We start from the raw sequence: 18,929 nt of genomic DNA on the forward strand, positions 1-18,929 counted from the left end.
GGAAATGACAGCGAAAACACCCTATAAAACCTGATTCGTTAATTTGTAGTTACGAGTGTAATAATGTCAGTTAAACAATTAATTTATGTGACCAGCAAAAGTGGTCAGTATATTTATGTCAATGATAACTTTTGCCAACTTCTTGGGTACTCTGAACAAGAGTTGCTGACATTAGATAGCCGCCAAGTAACTCACCCAGATATGCCTGAAGTAGCGATCAAAGAGCTCTCGGCAACCTTAAACAAAGGTTTTTCGTGGCAGGGCGTTTTAAGAGTTACAGGTAAAAACGGAGATGATATTTGGTTAGATGTGTTTATCACACCCCAATATAATCATGGCGAAGTAATAGGGTATCAAAATATATGTCGCGTTGCAGAGCCTAAACTGTCTGCAAACGCCAAGCGGATATATGATGGTATTAACCAAAATAATAAACTAAGCACTTTCGAACTGAGTAAAAACCACAAATTTGCTGCCTTAGTGCTGCTCACTGTGATTTCTCAGGCGTTTATTTTCCTTCATTTGGGTTTGACTACCTCAATGCTTGTGGCATTTGGTGCGTTAGCGCCAATTGTGATTTTTTGGCATGACATTATTCCTACAGCGCGCAAAGCGCAAAATATGCAAACTGTCTATGACTCCATTTCACGCCAAGTTTATTTTGGTCGAGGTACCGCCAGTGTATTCAATTTTAATTTCTCACTGATTAAAACAAAATTGCGAGCAGTTTTAGAGCGTACAATTGATGCAGCCAAACCCATTTCCGGCGTAATGGATAATGTAACGGCGGGTATTGGGGAAACTCGAGATAACCTAAACCATCAGAAAGAGCAGTTAACTGAACTCTCCTTAGCGATGGAACAAATGAGCGCATCAACGACAGAAATAGCTGACAATACAGTATCTGCGGCAAATGATTTGGACAGTACGTTTAGTCAATGTGAAGATGCACAACAAGATATTTTTAACACAACAGATAAAATTCGTGCCCTCGCAAAGGAAGTTGAATCAGCTTCTGCGTCTGCGGAAGTCTTAACCAACTCAGCCCGCGGCGTTGGCGATTTAATGAATGACATTCAATCCATTGCTGATCAAACCAATCTATTAGCATTGAATGCGGCAATTGAAGCTGCGCGCGCAGGGGAGCATGGGCGCGGCTTCTCAGTGGTTGCAGAAGAAGTGAGAAATCTATCATCACGCACTCAAGACTCAGCAGTAGAAATACACGAGCGTTTGTCAGCGATGCTTGCGATTATTGATGAGTGGGTCAAACTCATGGCTAAAAACCGTGACGACGCTGAATTTTGTTTGCAAACGGCTGAGCTTTCTAATAATAAAATTGAACGAGTGGTTGACAGTGTACAAAGGGTAGCTGGTGCAGCAAACCATATCGCCACAGCGTCAGAGCAACAAAAAGTACTCTCGAGTGAAATAAACACTCATATTAATGAAGTGCGGCTAGCATTAGACACGACTTGGTCGCAAACTGAAGATGTAGCAAGTGAAATGTCCGAATTACAACGCAGCGTCGATGAAATTGCTAATGTGGCGAGTACATTCATTCCTAAATAGCAGAATCCCCCATTAACAATAAAAAAGAGCCTGTTGGCTCTTTTTTATTGTTAATATTTTAGCTGCTGAGTACTTATTTTTGTTAAAGGTATCTAAGCGCTTTTAGTTGCGCCTCAAACTGCTCTGCGCCACCTTTTGTTTGATAAACCTTAACCATTAAGTAATTTAGCTCTGGGGCAAACCAAGCATAGGTAACTCTTTTTTTATCAACGACTTCACGTTTAAGGCGAATAGTTTTAATTAAACCGTAAGGCAGCATTAGTTCTTCTTCACCATCGTATTCATAAACATAATTCTTAATTGAGCCAGACGTGCTGATCACCGGATAAACAAAGTGGTCTTGTGTTGGGTCCTTCAGCATATTAAGGCGATGCTGAAAATGATAACTCAACTTGTCTTGAATATTTTCTGGGAAGTCGACGGAGATGTTGGTTTTCGTTTTTACATTCGTGGCCTTATCTTCGGTGATATCATAAGTCCATTCATAGGCTTTATCACGCCCAGTTCCTTTACGTTTATAAACGTAATGCGTTGGTACAACGTTGTTGTTTTGCCAATCAATGATTGAGGTTTCAGAGCGCTCGTCGGAAAAAATTAACCATTCAATATCAGTGTGATAGCTATATTGAATTAAACCATTGTCGAGAATTTCGAGTTTGCGTGTACCTTCGCCTACTTTGTCATGTTTATGTAGAACATTGTAGGTTGCTTCAAAAGGTTTAATGAGAAGAGAGGGAGGTTCATTATTTTGCGCTAATACTGAATGACTTTGTATGAAATACACCAAAACAAGAGATGTGAATTTCTTTAGCATTAAACCTTCCTCTTTTATTTATTCGCTAGCATAACCTGATGTTGGTAAAACTTGCTTATCTAATACTGCATTATCTTGTTGCATGGTTAATCGCTGTTCGCAAAACCATTTAACAACCAGTGGGTAAATACGATGTTCCTGCTCATGAACACGCTGTGCTAAATCATCTGCATCGTCTTCATCAAATACGGGTACTTTTGCTTGCAAAATTACCGGGCCACCATCGAGCTCTTCCGTAACAAAGTGAACACTGACGCCATGCTCACTGTCGCCAGCATCGATTGCACGTTGATGGGTGTTCAATCCTTGATACTTAGGCAACAAAGAAGGATGAATGTTCAATAATTTTCCAGAAAAACTTTGGACAAACGCTGGTGTAAGAATACGCATGAAACCAGCAAGGACAATTAAGTCAGGCTTAAGGATGGAAATTTGATCCATAAGCGCAATGTCATAAGCCTCACGAGAGTCGTACTCTTTGTGAGATAACGCTATGGCAGGGATGTTGTCGTTCTGAGCTCGAGTAAGACCATAAGCGTCAACTTTGTTGGAAATAACACCGACAACCTCTCCAGGAAAGTCAGCAGATTTGCAGGCATCAATGATAGCCTGCAAATTTGTGCCGCTGCCCGAAATCAATACTACAATTCGGCTTGGCATTTACTTATTCCTTGGTGATGATAACTTGTTCGGCGTCAGCAGCTTTATCTTTGATTTCACCGATATGCCATGCATTTTCACCTTGCGCGGTTAAAACAGCTAAACTCTGTTCAACTTTATCACTTGGTACAACGATGATCATACCCACACCACAGTTAAATGTACGATACATTTCATGTGTTGTGATATTGCCTTTTTCTTGTAACCAGTTAAAAATTTGTGGCCATTCCCAACTACCTTCATTAATTACTGCTTGAGCACTTTCAGGCAATACGCGAGGAATGTTTTCCCAGAAACCACCACCGGTAATATGAGAAAGCGCATGAACATCTACATCTTTAAGTAGTTCAAGCACTGACTTTACGTATATATTTGTTGGTTCAAGTAAATGATCGCCAATCGATTTACCGTTCAATAATTCATTAGTATCAGTATTGTTAACTTCTAACACTTTACGAATTAATGAATAGCCATTTGAGTGAGGACCTGACGAGCCAAGTGCAATAAGCTGATCGCCTGCTTTAACTTTGGTGCCATCGATAAGTCGAGATTTTTCAGCAACACCTACACAAAAACCGGCGATATCATAATCACCTTTGTGGTACATGCCTGGCATTTCAGCGGTTTCACCACCAACCAAAGCACATGCAGAGCGTACACAACCTTCAGCAATACCGGCAACAACAGATGATGCTACCTCAACGTCTAGCTTAGCAGTCGCGTAATAATCAAGGAAGAATAATGGCTCGGCACCTTGTACTATTAGGTCATTAACACACATAGCAACTAAGTCGATGCCCACAGTGTCGTGTTTTTCTAAATCAATCGCTAAACGTAATTTTGTACCGACACCATCGGTGCCAGCAACTAATACGGGTTCTTTGTAACCGGTTGGTAATTGGCATACAGAGCCAAAACCACCAAGGCCACCCATGACTTCAGGACGGGTAGTACGTTTTACTGCCCCTTTAATGTTTTCTACAAGATCATTACCAGCATCAATGTCTACACCGGCGTCTTTATAGCTAAGGGACTGTTTTTGTTCGCTCACTTGAAACCTCAAAACTAACTGTGGGATTTTGAAAAGGCATATTCTACCAGCGCGCGGGCTAGGTTAAAATCTTTATCAGAAATTATTTTTATCCGATGAAAAATGTTGTTTTGTTATGGTAAGATCGAGGTTATGAAATTGATTCAATTAGACAAAACAGTGAAGTTACTTACTTTTTTCCTCGGTTTTATCATATGTAGCCCGACTTTTGCTGTAGAAGTTAATGACTTATATCAGTCTGAGGTCCTCGTCACTAGCCAGTCTAAAACTGATCGTGTTGCCGCATTAAAAAAAGCGATGCGCGCTGTTGTCCTTAAAGTAGGGGGGCAAGAGAGTGTATTACTAAATCCTAGCGTTAAAACGGCAATTAACCGTTACAATAATTATATTACGCAGTTTCATTATGATCGAAAACTAAAACCAAACAAAACGACCGGCCGCGCTCAAACAGCGCTGTACTTAGTGGCTGCTTTTAATGAAGATAAAATTAATCAACTGTTTCAACAAGCTAAATTACCTATTTGGGGCCGGTTAAGGCCGCAAATACTGGTTTGGTTAATAGAAGAAGACGGTTTTAATCGAGATGTCTTGTCAGAAGGTGCTGAATCGAGCATGCCCGAGCAAATATTATCTTTTTCTAAAGTACGAGGCCTGCCGCTAACATTGCCCTTAATGGATTTGGATGATGCATTAACGTTAAGTGTTAGTGATCTTTGGGGACGATTTTCCGAGCCCACCAAGCAAATGTCATCACGTTATATGAGTGACGCCATACTTATTATTCGCTCTTCAAATAGTAGTTTGCTAGATAATACTGATGACCAGTTTGATGGAGGTGGTAACGAAGAAAAAATGATAGAAGAAAACTGCACTGTTGTTTTGTGTGAACAACCAGTAAAAGTCGCCCCACAATATGTTATGGATTGGAGCCTAGTTTCACAAAATCAACTGTTCAGTGAAAGCTATCAAGGTGAAGATAAAAATGTGCTTTTAGCTCAAGTATTGTCAGATGTTTCAAACAATATTTATCAGCGCTATGCGCTAAGTACAGGGCTAAACAATGAGTACGTTATAGACGTTGCTAATATTGCAGGTTTGTCAGACTATGTCGCGGTAATGAGATTTCTAAATGATCTATCTTCGGTGGAAGCGGCAACGTTGGTCGAAGTTAGTGGTGATAATCGCCGAATTAAACTTAAATTACTAGGCTCTAGACAAGTGTTATTAGCGTCACTTGAACTAAATAATCAATTAAAACAATATATTGATCCATTGAACGTGCCGAGTATTGATGATATTCCAGTGTTTTACTGGGAGAGAAAGTAATGCAGGACAAGCAACTTGCGCTAGCAGTACAGTTACATGATGAAGAAACATTTACGAGTTATCACGGTGACACAAATAACAATGCGGTTGTCGATCTCCAGCGTTTTATCGACCGTGATTTAGGGGATGTAAATAGCCTTTACCTTTTTGGTAACAGCAGTGTTGGTAAATCTCATTTACTTAATGCCGCAGCAACTTATGCAAACGAAAAGGGACTGACGGCGCTCTGCTTGTCGTTGAGCGAGTTAACAACCCTGTCTATCGAATTACTTGATGGTTTAGAGTCTATTGATGTGATTTGTTTTGATGATATTGAGTTGATTGCAGAGGATCACAAATGGCAACAGGGCATTTTTGACTTGTATAATCGTGTGGTAGAGCAGGGCAAATTGATTATTATTTCTGGTAACGAAATAGCGACAGGCTTGCAATTGACCTTGCCGGACTTAGTGTCTCGATTGTCGTGGGGGTTGACGTTACAAGTAAAGCCCTTAACAGATGAAGAAAAAATGGCGGCGCTAAGACAAAGAGCGGCGCAAAGAGGCATCAATATTCAACAAGACTCAACAGCTTTTTTGTTTAACCGCTATAGCCGTGACATGAAAGCATTAATTGCCTGTTTAGACAAGCTAGATACCTTATCGATTCAAAGCCAACGAAAAATAACTATCCCATTTATAAAAGAAGCATTGCCTGAACTTAATACCTAGTTTTGATGTGGAACACCACCAATTATCAGAAATGCATAAAGTCATCAGAAAATTTAGCATGTCACTACCAGCAGAGCAGGACTGAATATTCACAAATAGACGACACAATGCTAATAGCAGAAGTTCGGTTACGCCTCGTTAAGCGGCATACGTATAGAGGAGCTATGTAGGCTTAGCGTAAAAGGCATATATTTTGATAATCAGTTGAAAAATAACCTTTGTATTTAAACAAAGGTTATTAGGTTTTAGTCATTGAATTTCAGCTTGTATAATGTGAATTGTGATTTAAAAAATTATTGCTTAATCGCGGGCTGAGGCTCAGTGGATAATCCACTGTAAAAGTTCATGACTTGCTCACCTTTATCGTTTTTATCAATAGTAAAATAACTTAAGCTTCGTTCATAAAAGAAGCTGTTATCAGACATGGGTAAAATCAGCCATTTATCACCTTCACCTCGCACTGAATATACTTTACCTTCTTCCATAAATATTTTTCTTATATCGCCAGACGGCAATTTATACTCACCCATCATTGGCGTTAATGCATCTTTACTTAACTTAACCTCTGTAAATTTAGGCACAGGTAATTCAAGCGCTACAGCCGCTAACATTCTTGCGATGTCACCCGGATTCCCTGAGTCAAAGTTATTTAATACGGCAACATAAAGATCTTTTTCAGGGAGATAAAAAGCATTCGTTACAAAACCATGAATACCGCCGCCGTGACCTATTGCATCATATTTATTTAATTTGAATAAGCCAAGACCAAAGCCGTATTGCGCAAAGCTACCATCGTTTAATGGAGTCGGCGAAATCATTTGTTGATAACTATCTTTTGAAATGAGTTTGCCATTACGTAATGCACTATACCAAGTATCCATATCATCAACGGTCGATAATAAAGAACCGGCTGCATGTGGCCACATCATGTCGACATAATTAGCATTAACGTAACCGTTTTTAGATGCAGAATAACCACTTGCACGGTTAGGGATAATTTTATGCCCGCCGTAATGACTATTGGTCATACCTAATTTGGCAAAGATATCTTGCTCAATGAATTCAGGGTAGGATTTTTTACTGGCGACCTCAATAATCTTACCAAGAAGCACATACCCTGTATTAGAGTAACGATTGGCTTCTCCCGTTTTTAAGGCCATAGGGTGCTTTGCAAAGCGCTCTAACATTTTGTCTATAGTGGTAGGCGTTTGAAGTTCATTTTTCCAAATATTTTCATCTTCTGTGTAATTGGCGATACCAGAAGTATGAGTTAGTAAATGCTTGATAGTGACTTCATTACCTTCGGTAGGAAAGTCAGGCACGTATTTGTGGATATTATCGTCTAAAGAGAGTTTTCCTTGCTCTGCTAACATCATAATAGCAGCACCTGTAAATTGCTTAGTGATGGAGCCTAAGCGAAAAATACTGTCGGTATTTAACGGCACCTGTAATTCTATATTCGCTAACCCTCGCGCACTCTTATAAAGTGTTTTACCATTTTGCGTAACAATGACTGCTACACCGGGGCCTGTTTTTTCAATATAGCGTGCTAATACAGCATCATAATCATCAGTGGTTGTTGCGTGCGTTGTGGTTATTTGTGCTACTAAAATTAGAAAACCTAGTGCTAGTTTTATCATCCATGTTCCTATTATTTTTATTAAATTCTCAACAATATAACTTATTTATAAGTGTAAGTGAGTACAACAACGTATTTGTAAATGTAAGTAACTACGACAAGGTATTAACAATATATAATTCATTTAACGTCTTTTTTATTGTTAATATTCAGACATAAATCACTGGTTAGCATTTTAAATCGTCTCTAACTTGCTCTTAGCCGAACTTCGTATTTGTGCCAGAAACGGACCTTTGTAATTCAATATTATTAAAGCTCTTATCTATCTCGCTTTCGCCCCCAAAACGCCATAGAAAGATTATTGAAGTGTTACCTCAATTGTGTGTTTTTAAATAAAAAACAGGGATTTTATTGGCATAATTAAATGATTGATAATTGACACTTATATAAAAACAAAACCCGACACATAAGTTAACTTAGAAAATATTTTCAACCATAGGATTTTAATAGGTTTTATGTTTTAGCTAGTTCCTAAGTAATAGCCGAAAAAACTGCAAGAGTAGCCCCATAGAAATTTTTCAATTTACCTTGAGTACTTATGGCCAAACCTAACTAACCTAATATTATCTTGTCCCCAGACAAAGCTCGCCATAGAAAAATGGCCGTAGATATAACTATCATCAATCAGATGTGCCGCTTCATCGTCATTTACCGCACCTAAAGCAGTAAATAGTGGCAAAATATGCTCTTGGCTAGGGTGGTTTTTTAATACAAAAGGGGCTTCTTCAAGGTAATTAAGCAGGCTAGTTAAGTTTTTGCTTTTCAAATGACTTACCAACCAATCCCTAAAGCTCGTTACATACTCTTCAACAGGGCTTTGCATTGCGATACCCGGCTTCCAAGCTGATAAGTTATGAGTCGCAGTACCACTGGCTACAATTAGTATATTTTGTTCTCGCAATGACTTAATAGCATTGCCAATAGCAAAATGTTCTTTTGCTGTCCCCAATGGATTAACGGATAGCTGAATAACTGGAATATTTGCTTCTGGAAACAGCGGTTTTAGTACACACCAAGCACCATGGTCTATACCGCGCCTTAAATCCATTTTAGCATCAATACCTTTGATTTTAAGCAACTTGGCAACCTGTTTTGCTAGCGGCGGATTACCATCAACATCATAATTCAATTGATAAAATTCTGGTGGAAAGCCATAAAAGTCATGAATGGTTTCTAATTTACTCGCGCCACTAACGGTAGGTGTGCTCGTTTCCCAATGGGCTGAAATACAGACAATTGCCTTAGGTGCTGATAGTTGAGGCGATAACGAGCTAAGAAACTGATAACTCGGGTGCTCTTTGTTGACGACCTGTGAAGGGTCGTCATGAGATAAAAACAAGACAGGTTGCATCACTGATACCTTACTTAAGCTTGTCAGTTTTACCAACTAACATATAATGTTCTTTTTGGTTAGACACTACACCGTGAACATCACCTGATTTAGTATTAACAATAACTGTTACTGTATAACCAACAGCTTCAAGCCAAGTGATTAATGTACGGTTGTCGTCAAGCTTGATAATGCTAACTTTTTCTTCGATAGCTGACATATCCTTTTCTGGTCCTGCTAGACCTTCCCACTTTAGTTTTTTCTCTCCCAAAATATCAAGTTTGTATTTACCACCTTTAAAAGCGCCTTCAGTCCATGTATATGTCACAGATGAAAAATCATGACCATGTGCCATTGATAGCGAAGAGAAAGGTAGTAAGCTTATTGCAGCTAAAAGAATCACTGAAATTTTAGTAAATAATTTGTTCATCATCGTTCCTATTTGTTTATGTAAGAGTGTTGATTTGACGAGGTACAGTTTAGCCTTACAGAATGAACAAACAATCATCACTTTTGAAAAGAACTGTTTCAAATTATGGAACAATAATTAGAAATATCTTACATCATCTCGTATTACTTATTAAAAACAGTGACTAAAAAATTGACAAACGCTCTGGTTTTTTCAGGCATGAACTGTCGCTCGGCAAATAATACATGAATATCGTATTGTTGCCCTTTATAGGCTGGTAATACACGTACGAGTCGACCATCAGTACAAGCCTCAATAGCGATGTATTCCGGTATGTTAGCGATCCCTGCACCTTGTCTTGCTAAGGTTAGCACCGCTTCAGTATCAGTTACTGTATACAAACCCTTAACGTGGATATCAAATTTCTCTCTTTCAGGGCCAATCAAAGTCCATGAGTCTGGTGGAGTACGATGGATATCAAGAATACAACGGTGATCAACAAGATCTTGTGGCGTAGTTAGTGTTTTATTCTCTGCAAGATATGAAGGGGCAGCAACAAGTGCATCGTTAAATTGACTAAGCTTTCTCGCAAAAAGTGATGATGGCTGTAAAGTTCCCACTCTAATAGCAACATCAAACGGCTCATTGTATAAATCGACATACCTGTCGCTGAAATCAAATAAAATATGCAGATCGGGATGTTGTTGCTGAAAATCAGGCAGATGAGAGAAAATAAGGTGTTTTACTTCTCTTGGTAAAGACACCTTTAAGCGCCCCATCAAGCTCTTTTCAAGCTTAGGCAGCTTGTCTTCAATAAACTCCATTTTTTCCAAGACTTCTTGGCACTGGTCGTACAGTTGCTCACCTGTTTGAGTCAAGGTTAATGAGCGAGTAGTGCGCAATAATAGTTTTGACTTTAACCAACTCTCTAAATACCTCAGGTATCTAGATACAGAGGCCTTAGACATATTGAGTTCTTTTGCAGCAGAAGTCAGGCTGCCATTTCTAACGATGGCACGAAATACAATGAAAGCAGTTATTTTGTCAAACATATTGTATTATTTTTTGTAACAGTATCATCCAAATGTAGTTATTGTCTCTTATTTTGTAAAGCTCTATCTTGATTAAGCACTTAACGCAACAATGAAAAAATTTATTTTTTGGAGACTTAATGATGACAACAACTCAATCAAACATACCTTTTAATTCATTTGAATACACGTCGACAGAGGGCGCATTTAAAGGTGGCCGATATTTAGTAACGCTTATTATTGATTAGCCCTATATCAATTCATATTGAGCTAATTTTAATCTTCATAACTTAATAGAAATTGTACAAAAGCTTTAAGTGTTTTGTTCATCATTAGGTTTGCTGGATAAACTAAAGAAGCAGGTAGCGATTCAAACTCATAAGCTTGCATCACAGGAACAAGCTCTCCTGTTGAAAGGTAGCTGTGCGTGAAAAATGATGGTAAATAAGCAATGCCATTGCCATTTGCTGCGAGTCGAGCTGCGGTTTCACCATTGTTTGAATCTGTATAACTGGTAATTTTTATAAACTTTTCTTTCTTGTTCTCACAATACCGCCATTTGTTAGGATGTCGATTAGAACTGTCTGTTATGCATAAATGTTTTGTTAAATCATTTGGGTTTTTTGGCTCATCATATTTTTTAATATAACTAGGACTTGCGACAAAGTTAATATCAACTGATTTATAACGCCTAGCAATATAGCTAGAGTCTTCAAGTTCACCCATTCTAATACTCAAATCAATTCCTTCTTCAACCATGTTGACATAGCGATTAACAAATAACCAAGACACAGTTACCTCTGGATTCTTCTTCATAAACTCGCTTGCGGCATCTAAAAAGCCCAATGACTCTGAGCCTTGAGGAGCAGAAACCGTAATATGCCCTTTAAGAGAACCATCTAACCCTTCATCTTTATTTTCAAGATGTTCAATTTTCTCAGTTATCTCTTTAAACTCTTTGTAATATTGCTTACCTTCAGCGGTAAGATGCATAGCTCTTGTTGTTCGATATAAGAGCTGGCATGAAAAGTGTTTTTCCAAATCAGCAACTTGTCTGCTAATTGCGGAAGTCACAATATTTAATTCTCTAGCTACGGCGGTGAAGCTCTTTTTGTCAGCCACTTTGATAAAAGTAGTTATTGCTTTTAATAAATCTATTTTTCTCTTCATAAGATTAATAAGTTCTTTTTAAGGGAGTTTTTGCGATGAAAATATTGCTCTTGTTAGTTAATTGTAACTGACATGGTGTTTTTTAGTTCACATTTTCTGGTTAGTATATTTAAGTTTCAGAGCTTCAAACACGCCTTGATGTTTTAGCTTTTCAGCTGCCAATTTCAACTTTTCTTTTATCTCAGGCTTTTTAGATAAGTATGAAAATTGAATATACGCCGACTTGCTATTAACCAATAACGGTTTTCCCAAAACGTTTCTTGATAAACCCAGATCATTTAGTGTCCAATAAATGCTATTTTTTGCCCCTATGATTGCGTCAGCACGCTTGGATAATAGCATCTGTAATGCTTGTTGATAATTTCCTACTGTATAAATTTTAACCTTGTCATTGGAACTAAATTCTTCACCAAAAACTGCATTGCGGATACTAATAACTACTTGTCCTTCCAGGTCATTTAATTGTTGATAATTAACCCCAGGCAAACCAACAATAATATTGTCAAAATGCATAATACTTACCAACTGTTTCGCATAACTTTCTACCTCCTTATTAGAGTACATTATTGAAAAATCAATATCTCCATGTTGCAATAATTTAAGCACTCTTGAGTAAGGAACAACATGGTTATTTGGCCTATAACCCGCTTCCATAATGATGAGATTTGCAATGTCATAGAACAACCCCTTCACGTAGCCATTTTCAATCATTCCAACATTAGTAAATTTGATAGTAGCAACTTTTACTTCTTTCCTTTCTTCTGCATATATCAGTGTATTATGAACAAGTAACAGATAGCCTAGAATAATTATACACCGCTTAGCTTTTGACTTAAAAATAGAAGATAATTGTTTGATAATATTCACCACAAAATTCCAAATAGAAATAACCTCTTGTTATTAAAGGTAATATTTCACTAATAAGTTAATGCTCTTTCATTCACCCTTTGATACTGAATTTATTTAGCCGTTATTCATATCCAACATAGAAATTGATCTGTACTACTGAAAATTCTATAAGTGCATTTAATTGAAATTTGATACATGAAGTCACTTTCATCAGCTGGCTTAGTAATAAGTTTTGTTCAATACTTTCTTCAAAAAGGTTACTAAAGATGTAGCGGATAAAGATTTTGTTTTCCAACGTTAAGATAAATAAAGGAACCGTTAAAATTTAATTAGTAATACTTTGATAGACATATGTGTAATTAGGTTAATCATGAAGTTCCCTATTACGCAAACAACAAATAATGCAGCTGGCACATACTCAGTTAGTTATTTCTTTCCATAAACCACCTTTCTCAATAAGAGAACAATGATTTCTTTTTTGAGTTATTTATCCAATTAAAACACTTAAATATAATGACCTCAAGCTTAATAAATAAACTAAACCTTGGAGACAAAAATGAAAATTTTACTTATTGGAGCAAGCGGTACAATTGGTCAAGCAGTAGCTAAAGCATTATCGAATGAACATCAAGTGATCGCGGCCAACTACTCTGGTGGTGATGTAAATGTTGACCTTGGCAATAAAACTTCTATTCAAGCAATGCTTGATAACGTGGGAAAAGTTGACGCCATAGTTTCAACAGCTGGGCTGGCAAACTTTGCTCCATTAGCTGAACTAAGCGATGCCGATTATGAACTAGCATTAGCTAACAAGTTAATGGGACAAGTTAACTTACTGCGTTTAGGACAAAACTACTTAAATGATAATGGCTCTGTGACCTTCACTTCTGGCATTTTATCTCGTGAACCTATGCAAGGCAGTGCTGTTATTGCTATGGCAAATGGCGCTTTAGAAAGTTATGTAAAAGCCGCCGCTTTAGAGTTAGACAATGTGCGTATCAATACTGTATCGCCAATTTTTGTTAAAGAAACAATGGCAATGATGGGCATGGATACGGAAGGTGGTTTATCAGCTGATGACACAGCAAAAGCCTACGTTGCTGCCGTTACAGGCTCGATGACGGGTGAAACGTTAGATGCTCCTGAATACGTTTAACATTTAATCGAATGCATATTTGTTTCCTAGCTACCGTCTAGGGGGCAAATATGTATTTTCTAGCTCTAATTTTAAATTCGAGGTACCTAATGACATTTACACAAAAACACACACCAACTAACAAAGTCGAATTTGTTGCCATAATGGCCATGTTAATGTCATTAGTCGCGCTTTCTATTGACGCTATATTACCTGCACTTTCCCTAATAGGCGTGGATCTAGGACTTGAATCAGATGCTTCGCATCAGACCCAGCTATTATTATCAACCATTTTTATTGGTATGGCCTTTGGCCTGATGATCTATGGACCGCTATCCGATGCCTACGGTAGAAAAAAGACAATTTACCTAGGGCTCTCCATTTTTCTTATTGGTAGCATTGTTTCATTGGTTGCTACAGATTTTAACACTATGCTTATTGGGCGGCTAATACAGGGCTTTGGCGCAGCTTCTTGTCGTGTTGTTTCAATGGCACTTATTAGAGATAAGTTTGAAGGTCAAGAGATGGCAAAAATTATGTCGTTAATATCGGCAATTTTTATTGTTGTGCCAGCTTTAGCTCCTTCGATTGGCCAGCTCATTCTCTTTATTGCTAACTGGCAAGCAATTTTTGTATTTGTGATGGCTGTTTCATTGTTGGGGGTATTTTTATTGCATATCCGTATACCTGAAACTTTAAGGCTTGAATCGCGAATTCAATTTTCTCTAAAAACAATTTATAAAGGTATTGTTGAAACCGTTACAACATCAACGACATTAGCCTATATGATGGCTTCAGCATTAGTTTTTGGGAGCTTTATTGGCTATTTAGCAACGTCACAGCCTTTACTTCAAGTAGAGTACAAGCTGGGCGATTCATTTGCTTTCGTTTTTGGCTTACTTTCACTAGCTGTTGGTTTATCTTCGCTATTAAACGCCAAACTTTTATCGAAATTTAGCATGGAACACCTCTGTATTTCATCGCTTACGGTACTAATCATCACTTCAGGTATTTTTTTTACTTACTCGCAATCAGTAGTAAACAACCCAAGCTTTTACTCAGCACTGGCTTACCTTGCTATTGTATTTTTCTGCTTTGGCATTTTATTTGGGAATTTCAATGCACTAGCCATGAAGCCGCTAGGTCATATAGCAGGGACAGCATCATCAACTATATCGTCAATACAAACACTTATTTCCACCAGTATAGGTATTACTATCGGCAATATGTATGACGGCAGTATTGTTCCGTTAGCTATCAGCTTTTTAATTGTGGCAACCTTATCCTTAATAATTTGTTTAAGCATAAAGTTTACTTCTGTAAGCAAACTCAAATTTAGTCATTAAAACTACATAAACATTACCACGGAGATATCACATGACCTCAAACTGGATTCTACCTTCAAGAAAAGGCAACAAGCCTACAACAACCGATCTATTCCCACACAGTCAGCTTAATCAACATGGTACTGTTGAGCTGGCTAACACTATGGCTGATTGGGCATTTACATTAACTGATGTGAAAGAAGAGCACAGTCGTATCTCGGTGCCTGGTGCACGAGCAATGATATTAACTAATTGTGACAAATGTAATCACGAAGCCTTAATGATCGGCGAAGAGTTTGCCCATATCCACCCCGCGCCAGATCAAGGCAGTATGCATTTAACATTGCCGGAAAAAGATGCATTAGAGGTAATAATAAAAGGCTGGGGTGAAGATCATTTACTTGTCCAATGGGGCCGACGTCCTACTGGATTAGTCATGGTATTTTCACCAAGAGATGAGCAGGAACTTGAAGTAATAAAAAAAATTATTACTAGATCATACCAATATGCAACAAATACATTAACAGTTTAAACAAGAGAATTCGCCATGAATATTATCAACCGAATATTAGCAACAAATGACAACACCGGCTCCTTACTATTGCGTCTATTTATAGGTATTGTTTTCATTGCCCATGGAGCTCAAAAATTGTTTGGATGGTTTGGTGGCTATGGATTAGAAGCGACAAGTCAGTGGCTTGCAAGCATAGGCTTTGAACCAAGTTACCTCTTAGCCGTATTAGCGGGTTCAGCTGAGTTTTTTGGCGGGATAGCCTTGTTATTAGGTATAGCAACTCGTCCGGCAGCACTACTTACAGCCTTTACAATGCTTATTGCAATTTTCACACACTTAGAGAAAGGCTTCTTTGCAATGAATGGTGGCTACGAATATGCGTTAATATTGATGATTAGCTCATTGACACTGGTCATTCAAGGTGCTGGTCGATTTTCAATCGATAGCTATCTAGCTCGCAAACTACCATGTTATAGACATTAAATAACTATAATTAATCAATAGTGTATGCCTTTTGCACTTAGACATACATTATTTATTCTAAACTAGAACACTACTTTTCTAAAAAAGTGAAAAGACTTTACACAACAATCGTATTTATCAACGCCGCTATGAAGCCTATTATTTATGTAATTAAAGAACAACAAAGTAATATCCGTTAATTAACTATGGTTAGATTTAACAGATATTGTTAAACCATCGTAAAGGAAAGAATAATGATAAAATTTAAAGTTAATGATACGGATGTATCATTTAATGAAGATCCCACCACTCCTTTACTTTGGGTGATACGTGAAAAAATTGGTTTAACTGGCACAAAATTTGGCTGCGGAGCGGGCTTGTGTGGTGCTTGTTCTTTACATTTAAACGGCAGTGTAGTTCGTTCATGTGTATTACCTGTTGCAGCCGTTAATGAGCAAGAGATAACTACCATTGAGGGGTTATCTAAAGACGCATCTCACCCAGTACAAAAAGCATGGCAAGAAGTTGATGTTCCTCAATGCGGCTATTGCCAGTCAGGCATGATAATGGCTGCTACCTCGCTATTAAATGATAAACCTCATGCTACTGATGAGGAAATAAGCAATGCAATAACTAACCTATGCCGCTGTGGTACATATCAGCGAATTCGTGAAGCAATACATTTAGCTAAAAGCATAGGAGCGGAAAATGAGTAATTCCATTAAAAACATTCAATTAAGCCGTCGTAAATTCCTTAGCCACAGTGCTAAATCAGCTATTGGGCTTGCAGTAGCCATAAACATTCCGCTAGCAGGAAATGCCTTAGCTGCTGATGAAAAAAACATCGCAAAACTTACGCCTTGGCTATTAATTTCTCCAGATAATACCGCAACAATTTATCTCAGCCAATCAGAAATGGGACAAGGTGTTTATACAGGCTTACCGCAAATACTTGCTGATGAACTCGATCTCGATTGGCAACAAATAAGTGTTGAAACAGCTTACGGCGAAGAAAAATACAAAACAGATCTTAATGGCTACGTCGCTCAATTTGTAGGAGGTAGCTTAAGTACATCAACATTTTATCTGCCGTTACGTAAATCAGGTGCAGCAGCTAAGCATGTATTATTGCAAGCTGCTGCTAATCATTGGTCTGTTGATGAATCACAATGTTATGCTGAATCTGGCTACATAAAACTGAAAAATTCAAATAAAACGTTAACCTATGGGGAGTTAGCTACGGCTGCATCCAAGCTACCTTTACCAAAGGAACCTAAACTAAAAACCAGTGCTGAATTCAAGTTTATTGGAAAACCAATGCATCGGCTTGATACCAAGGCAAAAACTAACGGTACCGCTGAATTTGGCATTGATGTCGTTGTTCCAAACATGCTCTACGCCACAGCTAAGGCTTCACCAACCTTAAACGGTAAAATAATTAGCTACAATGAAGCCGAAGTTATTAAAATGCGTGGTGTAAAAGCGTTAGTACATGTGCCACTAAATCATACTTTTAGTGTACCTGATACGATAATTGTTGTTGCTGACGGTTACTGGAATGCCAAGAAAGCGGCTGATGCTTTAAAACTGGAAGTAGATAAAGGTTATAACAAAGGCGTATCAACTAGCAGCTTAAAAAAACAATATGCACAAGCCTTAACACAACCAGGTGTACCTGCTCGAGCAGACGGAAATGCTACTAAGGCGCTTTCTACAGCAAGGACTCAAATAGAAGCAGAATATGAAGTACCTTATTTAGCTCACGCAACTATGGAGCCTATGACCGCAACAGTTAGTGTTAAAAATGGCAAGGCAATCATTTGGGCTCCTATTCAAAACCAGTCATATACTCATTGGGCAATGTCTGAAACATTAAAGCTTCCTTACCCAGCAATTGAAATTAATACAACATTTCTTGGCGGTGGTTTTGGTCGACGTGCAACTCCTGAATTTGTTGTGCAAGCAGCCCTTGCATCAAAAGCAGTTGGTAAACCCGTAAAATTAATATGGTCTCGCGAAGAAGATATGAGGCAGGATAATTATCGTCAAGCCTATAGTGCTAAATTAACAGCCGGTATAGATAATCACGGAAACCCTTCTGGATTAAAAATAAAAATAGCGGCTCAATCACTATTTTCGCAAATAATGCCTGATGCTATTGTCAATGGTGTTGACGAAAGTTCCGTTGAAGGCATCGCTGACATGCCATATGAATTCAATGATTTATCTGTTGATATCGTCGACGTTAACGCTTATATCCCACTAGGTTGGATGCGCTCTATTGGCCGAGGTCCTAACGCATTCTTTCTAGAAAGTTTTCTTGATGAAATGGCTCATGCAGCCAATAAAGATCCTTATCTTTTTAGACGTAATTTAATGAAAAACAATAAGCGAGGATTAGCTGTTTTAGATGCAGTCGCAAAAGCTGCTGATTGGGGAAAGCCATTACCTAAAGGTCGATACCAAGGTATTGCATATCACCCCTACACTGGTAGAACCCTAGAGTGGACAACCCATGCTGCTGAAGTTGTTGAAGTTTCAGTAAGCGACTCAGGACAGTTGCATATTCATAAGGTTTATTGTGCAATGGACTGCGGAACAGTAGTCAACCCTGCACAAGTAGAAGCTATGGCTCAAAGTGCGATTGTCTTCGGTTTAACCGCTGCACTAAAAGGAAATATCACCTTTGAAGACGGTCAGGTACAACAAAGTAACTTCCATGATTACCAATTATTAAACCTAAGTGAAATGCCTAAAGTGGAAACTATCCTAGTGCCAAGTGATACACCACCAGCAGGTACCGGAGAATCTGCTATGCCACCTTTAGCACCAGCGTTAACTAATGCTATTTTTGCCGCAAGAGGAAAAAGGATCCGTTCTCTTCCTGTTAAATCACAGTCATTGGCGTAGACAATGGTCAATTTAAATCATT

At 38.2% G+C, this 18,929-nt stretch carries 18 protein-coding genes; 9 read left to right on the plus strand and 9 right to left on the minus strand.

What is annotated here, in order from left to right; genetic code table 11:
- The first annotated feature begins 63 nt into the window (after positions 1-63).
- Positions 64-1,572 (plus strand): methyl-accepting chemotaxis protein, encoded by a 1,509-nt coding sequence (locus QUE03_RS08620; RefSeq protein ID WP_286267113.1) that lies wholly within the window; start codon positions 64-66, stop codon positions 1,570-1,572.
- Positions 1,573-1,654: 82 nt separating this feature from the next.
- Here the strand turns inward: QUE03_RS08620 and QUE03_RS08625 are convergent, their stop codons facing one another.
- The 3 genes from QUE03_RS08625 to purM are packed head-to-tail and all read right to left on the minus strand — an operon-like array spanning position 1,655 to position 4,097.
- The gene (locus QUE03_RS08625) at positions 1,655-2,386 is read right to left on the minus strand and encodes a DUF3108 domain-containing protein (protein ID WP_286267115.1); all 732 of its coding nucleotides are present in this window, start codon (positions 2,384-2,386) and stop codon (positions 1,655-1,657) included.
- 18 nt (positions 2,387-2,404) lie between these two features.
- Complete coding sequence (gene purN / locus QUE03_RS08630; protein ID WP_286267117.1) at positions 2,405-3,046, minus strand: phosphoribosylglycinamide formyltransferase; 642 nt, start codon at positions 3,044-3,046, stop codon at positions 2,405-2,407.
- 4 nt (positions 3,047-3,050) lie between these two features.
- Positions 3,051-4,097 carry a phosphoribosylformylglycinamidine cyclo-ligase gene (purM, locus tag QUE03_RS08635; RefSeq protein ID WP_286267119.1) on the minus strand — a complete coding sequence of 349 codons (1,047 nt, stop codon included), beginning with the start codon at positions 4,095-4,097 and terminating at the stop codon, positions 3,051-3,053.
- A 132-nt stretch (positions 4,098-4,229) separates the two neighbouring features.
- Between purM and QUE03_RS08640 the strand changes: the two genes are divergently transcribed.
- Together QUE03_RS08640 and hda are read left to right on the plus strand one after the other, a co-directional pair.
- Positions 4,230-5,423: a DUF2066 domain-containing protein gene (locus tag QUE03_RS08640; RefSeq protein ID WP_286267122.1), complete on the plus strand. Its 1,194-nt coding sequence runs from the start codon at positions 4,230-4,232 to the stop codon at positions 5,421-5,423.
- Positions 5,423-6,133: a DnaA regulatory inactivator Hda gene (gene hda, locus QUE03_RS08645; protein WP_286267124.1), complete on the plus strand. Its 711-nt coding sequence runs from the start codon at positions 5,423-5,425 to the stop codon at positions 6,131-6,133. Before QUE03_RS08640 ends, hda begins: the two co-directional genes overlap by 1 nt.
- Positions 6,134-6,426: 293 nt before the next feature.
- On the opposite strand, the gene QUE03_RS08650 is transcribed toward hda, so the two are convergent.
- The 6 genes from QUE03_RS08650 to QUE03_RS08675 form a co-directional block, all read right to left on the minus strand.
- On the minus strand, positions 6,427-7,773 hold the full coding sequence (locus tag QUE03_RS08650) for a serine hydrolase domain-containing protein (protein ID WP_286267126.1): 1,347 nt from the start codon (positions 7,771-7,773) through the stop codon (positions 6,427-6,429).
- Between the two features lie 522 nt (positions 7,774-8,295).
- Positions 8,296-9,123, minus strand: coding sequence for a DODA-type extradiol aromatic ring-opening family dioxygenase (locus QUE03_RS08655; protein ID WP_286267128.1), 828 nt, complete (start codon positions 9,121-9,123; stop codon positions 8,296-8,298).
- Positions 9,124-9,133: 10 nt separating this feature from the next.
- Positions 9,134-9,535: a MoaF-related domain-containing protein gene (locus QUE03_RS08660; RefSeq protein WP_286267130.1), complete on the minus strand. Its 402-nt coding sequence runs from the start codon at positions 9,533-9,535 to the stop codon at positions 9,134-9,136.
- Between the two features lie 140 nt (positions 9,536-9,675).
- Positions 9,676-10,563, minus strand: coding sequence for a LysR family transcriptional regulator (locus QUE03_RS08665; protein ID WP_286267131.1), 888 nt, complete (start codon positions 10,561-10,563; stop codon positions 9,676-9,678).
- A gap of 255 nt (positions 10,564-10,818) precedes the next feature.
- Entirely contained in the window at positions 10,819-11,712 is an 894-nt protein-coding gene (locus QUE03_RS08670; protein WP_286267133.1) for a LysR family transcriptional regulator, read from the minus strand.
- A gap of 87 nt (positions 11,713-11,799) precedes the next feature.
- Positions 11,800-12,579, minus strand: a complete 780-nt coding sequence (locus QUE03_RS08675) for a substrate-binding periplasmic protein (RefSeq protein WP_286267135.1) — start codon at positions 12,577-12,579, stop codon at positions 11,800-11,802.
- 538 nt (positions 12,580-13,117) lie between these two features.
- Here QUE03_RS08675 and QUE03_RS08680 point away from each other — a divergent pair.
- The 6 genes from QUE03_RS08680 (at position 13,118) to QUE03_RS08705 (ending at position 18,907) form a co-directional block, all read left to right on the plus strand.
- The gene (locus QUE03_RS08680; protein WP_286267137.1) at positions 13,118-13,717 is read left to right on the plus strand and encodes a short chain dehydrogenase; all 600 of its coding nucleotides are present in this window, start codon (positions 13,118-13,120) and stop codon (positions 13,715-13,717) included.
- An 89-nt stretch (positions 13,718-13,806) separates the two neighbouring features.
- Positions 13,807-15,042: a multidrug effflux MFS transporter gene (locus QUE03_RS08685; RefSeq protein ID WP_286267139.1), complete on the plus strand. Its 1,236-nt coding sequence runs from the start codon at positions 13,807-13,809 to the stop codon at positions 15,040-15,042.
- Between the two features lie 31 nt (positions 15,043-15,073).
- A complete protein-coding gene (locus QUE03_RS08690; RefSeq protein ID WP_286267141.1) occupies positions 15,074-15,553 on the plus strand; it encodes a luciferase domain-containing protein in 480 nt (159 codons plus the stop codon).
- 15 nt (positions 15,554-15,568) lie between these two features.
- Complete coding sequence (locus tag QUE03_RS08695; RefSeq protein ID WP_286267142.1) at positions 15,569-16,018, plus strand: DoxX family protein; 450 nt, start codon at positions 15,569-15,571, stop codon at positions 16,016-16,018.
- 233 nt (positions 16,019-16,251) lie between these two features.
- The gene (locus tag QUE03_RS08700; protein ID WP_286267144.1) at positions 16,252-16,713 is read left to right on the plus strand and encodes a (2Fe-2S)-binding protein; all 462 of its coding nucleotides are present in this window, start codon (positions 16,252-16,254) and stop codon (positions 16,711-16,713) included.
- Positions 16,706-18,907: a xanthine dehydrogenase family protein molybdopterin-binding subunit gene (locus tag QUE03_RS08705; protein WP_286267147.1), complete on the plus strand. Its 2,202-nt coding sequence runs from the start codon at positions 16,706-16,708 to the stop codon at positions 18,905-18,907. The genes QUE03_RS08700 and QUE03_RS08705 overlap by 8 nt, the downstream gene beginning before the upstream one ends.
- The last annotated feature ends 22 nt before the right edge of the window (positions 18,908-18,929 follow it).

The organism is Thalassotalea atypica, from assembly GCF_030295975.1.
Classification (GTDB): Bacteria; Pseudomonadota; Gammaproteobacteria; order Enterobacterales; family Alteromonadaceae; genus Thalassotalea_F; species Thalassotalea_F atypica.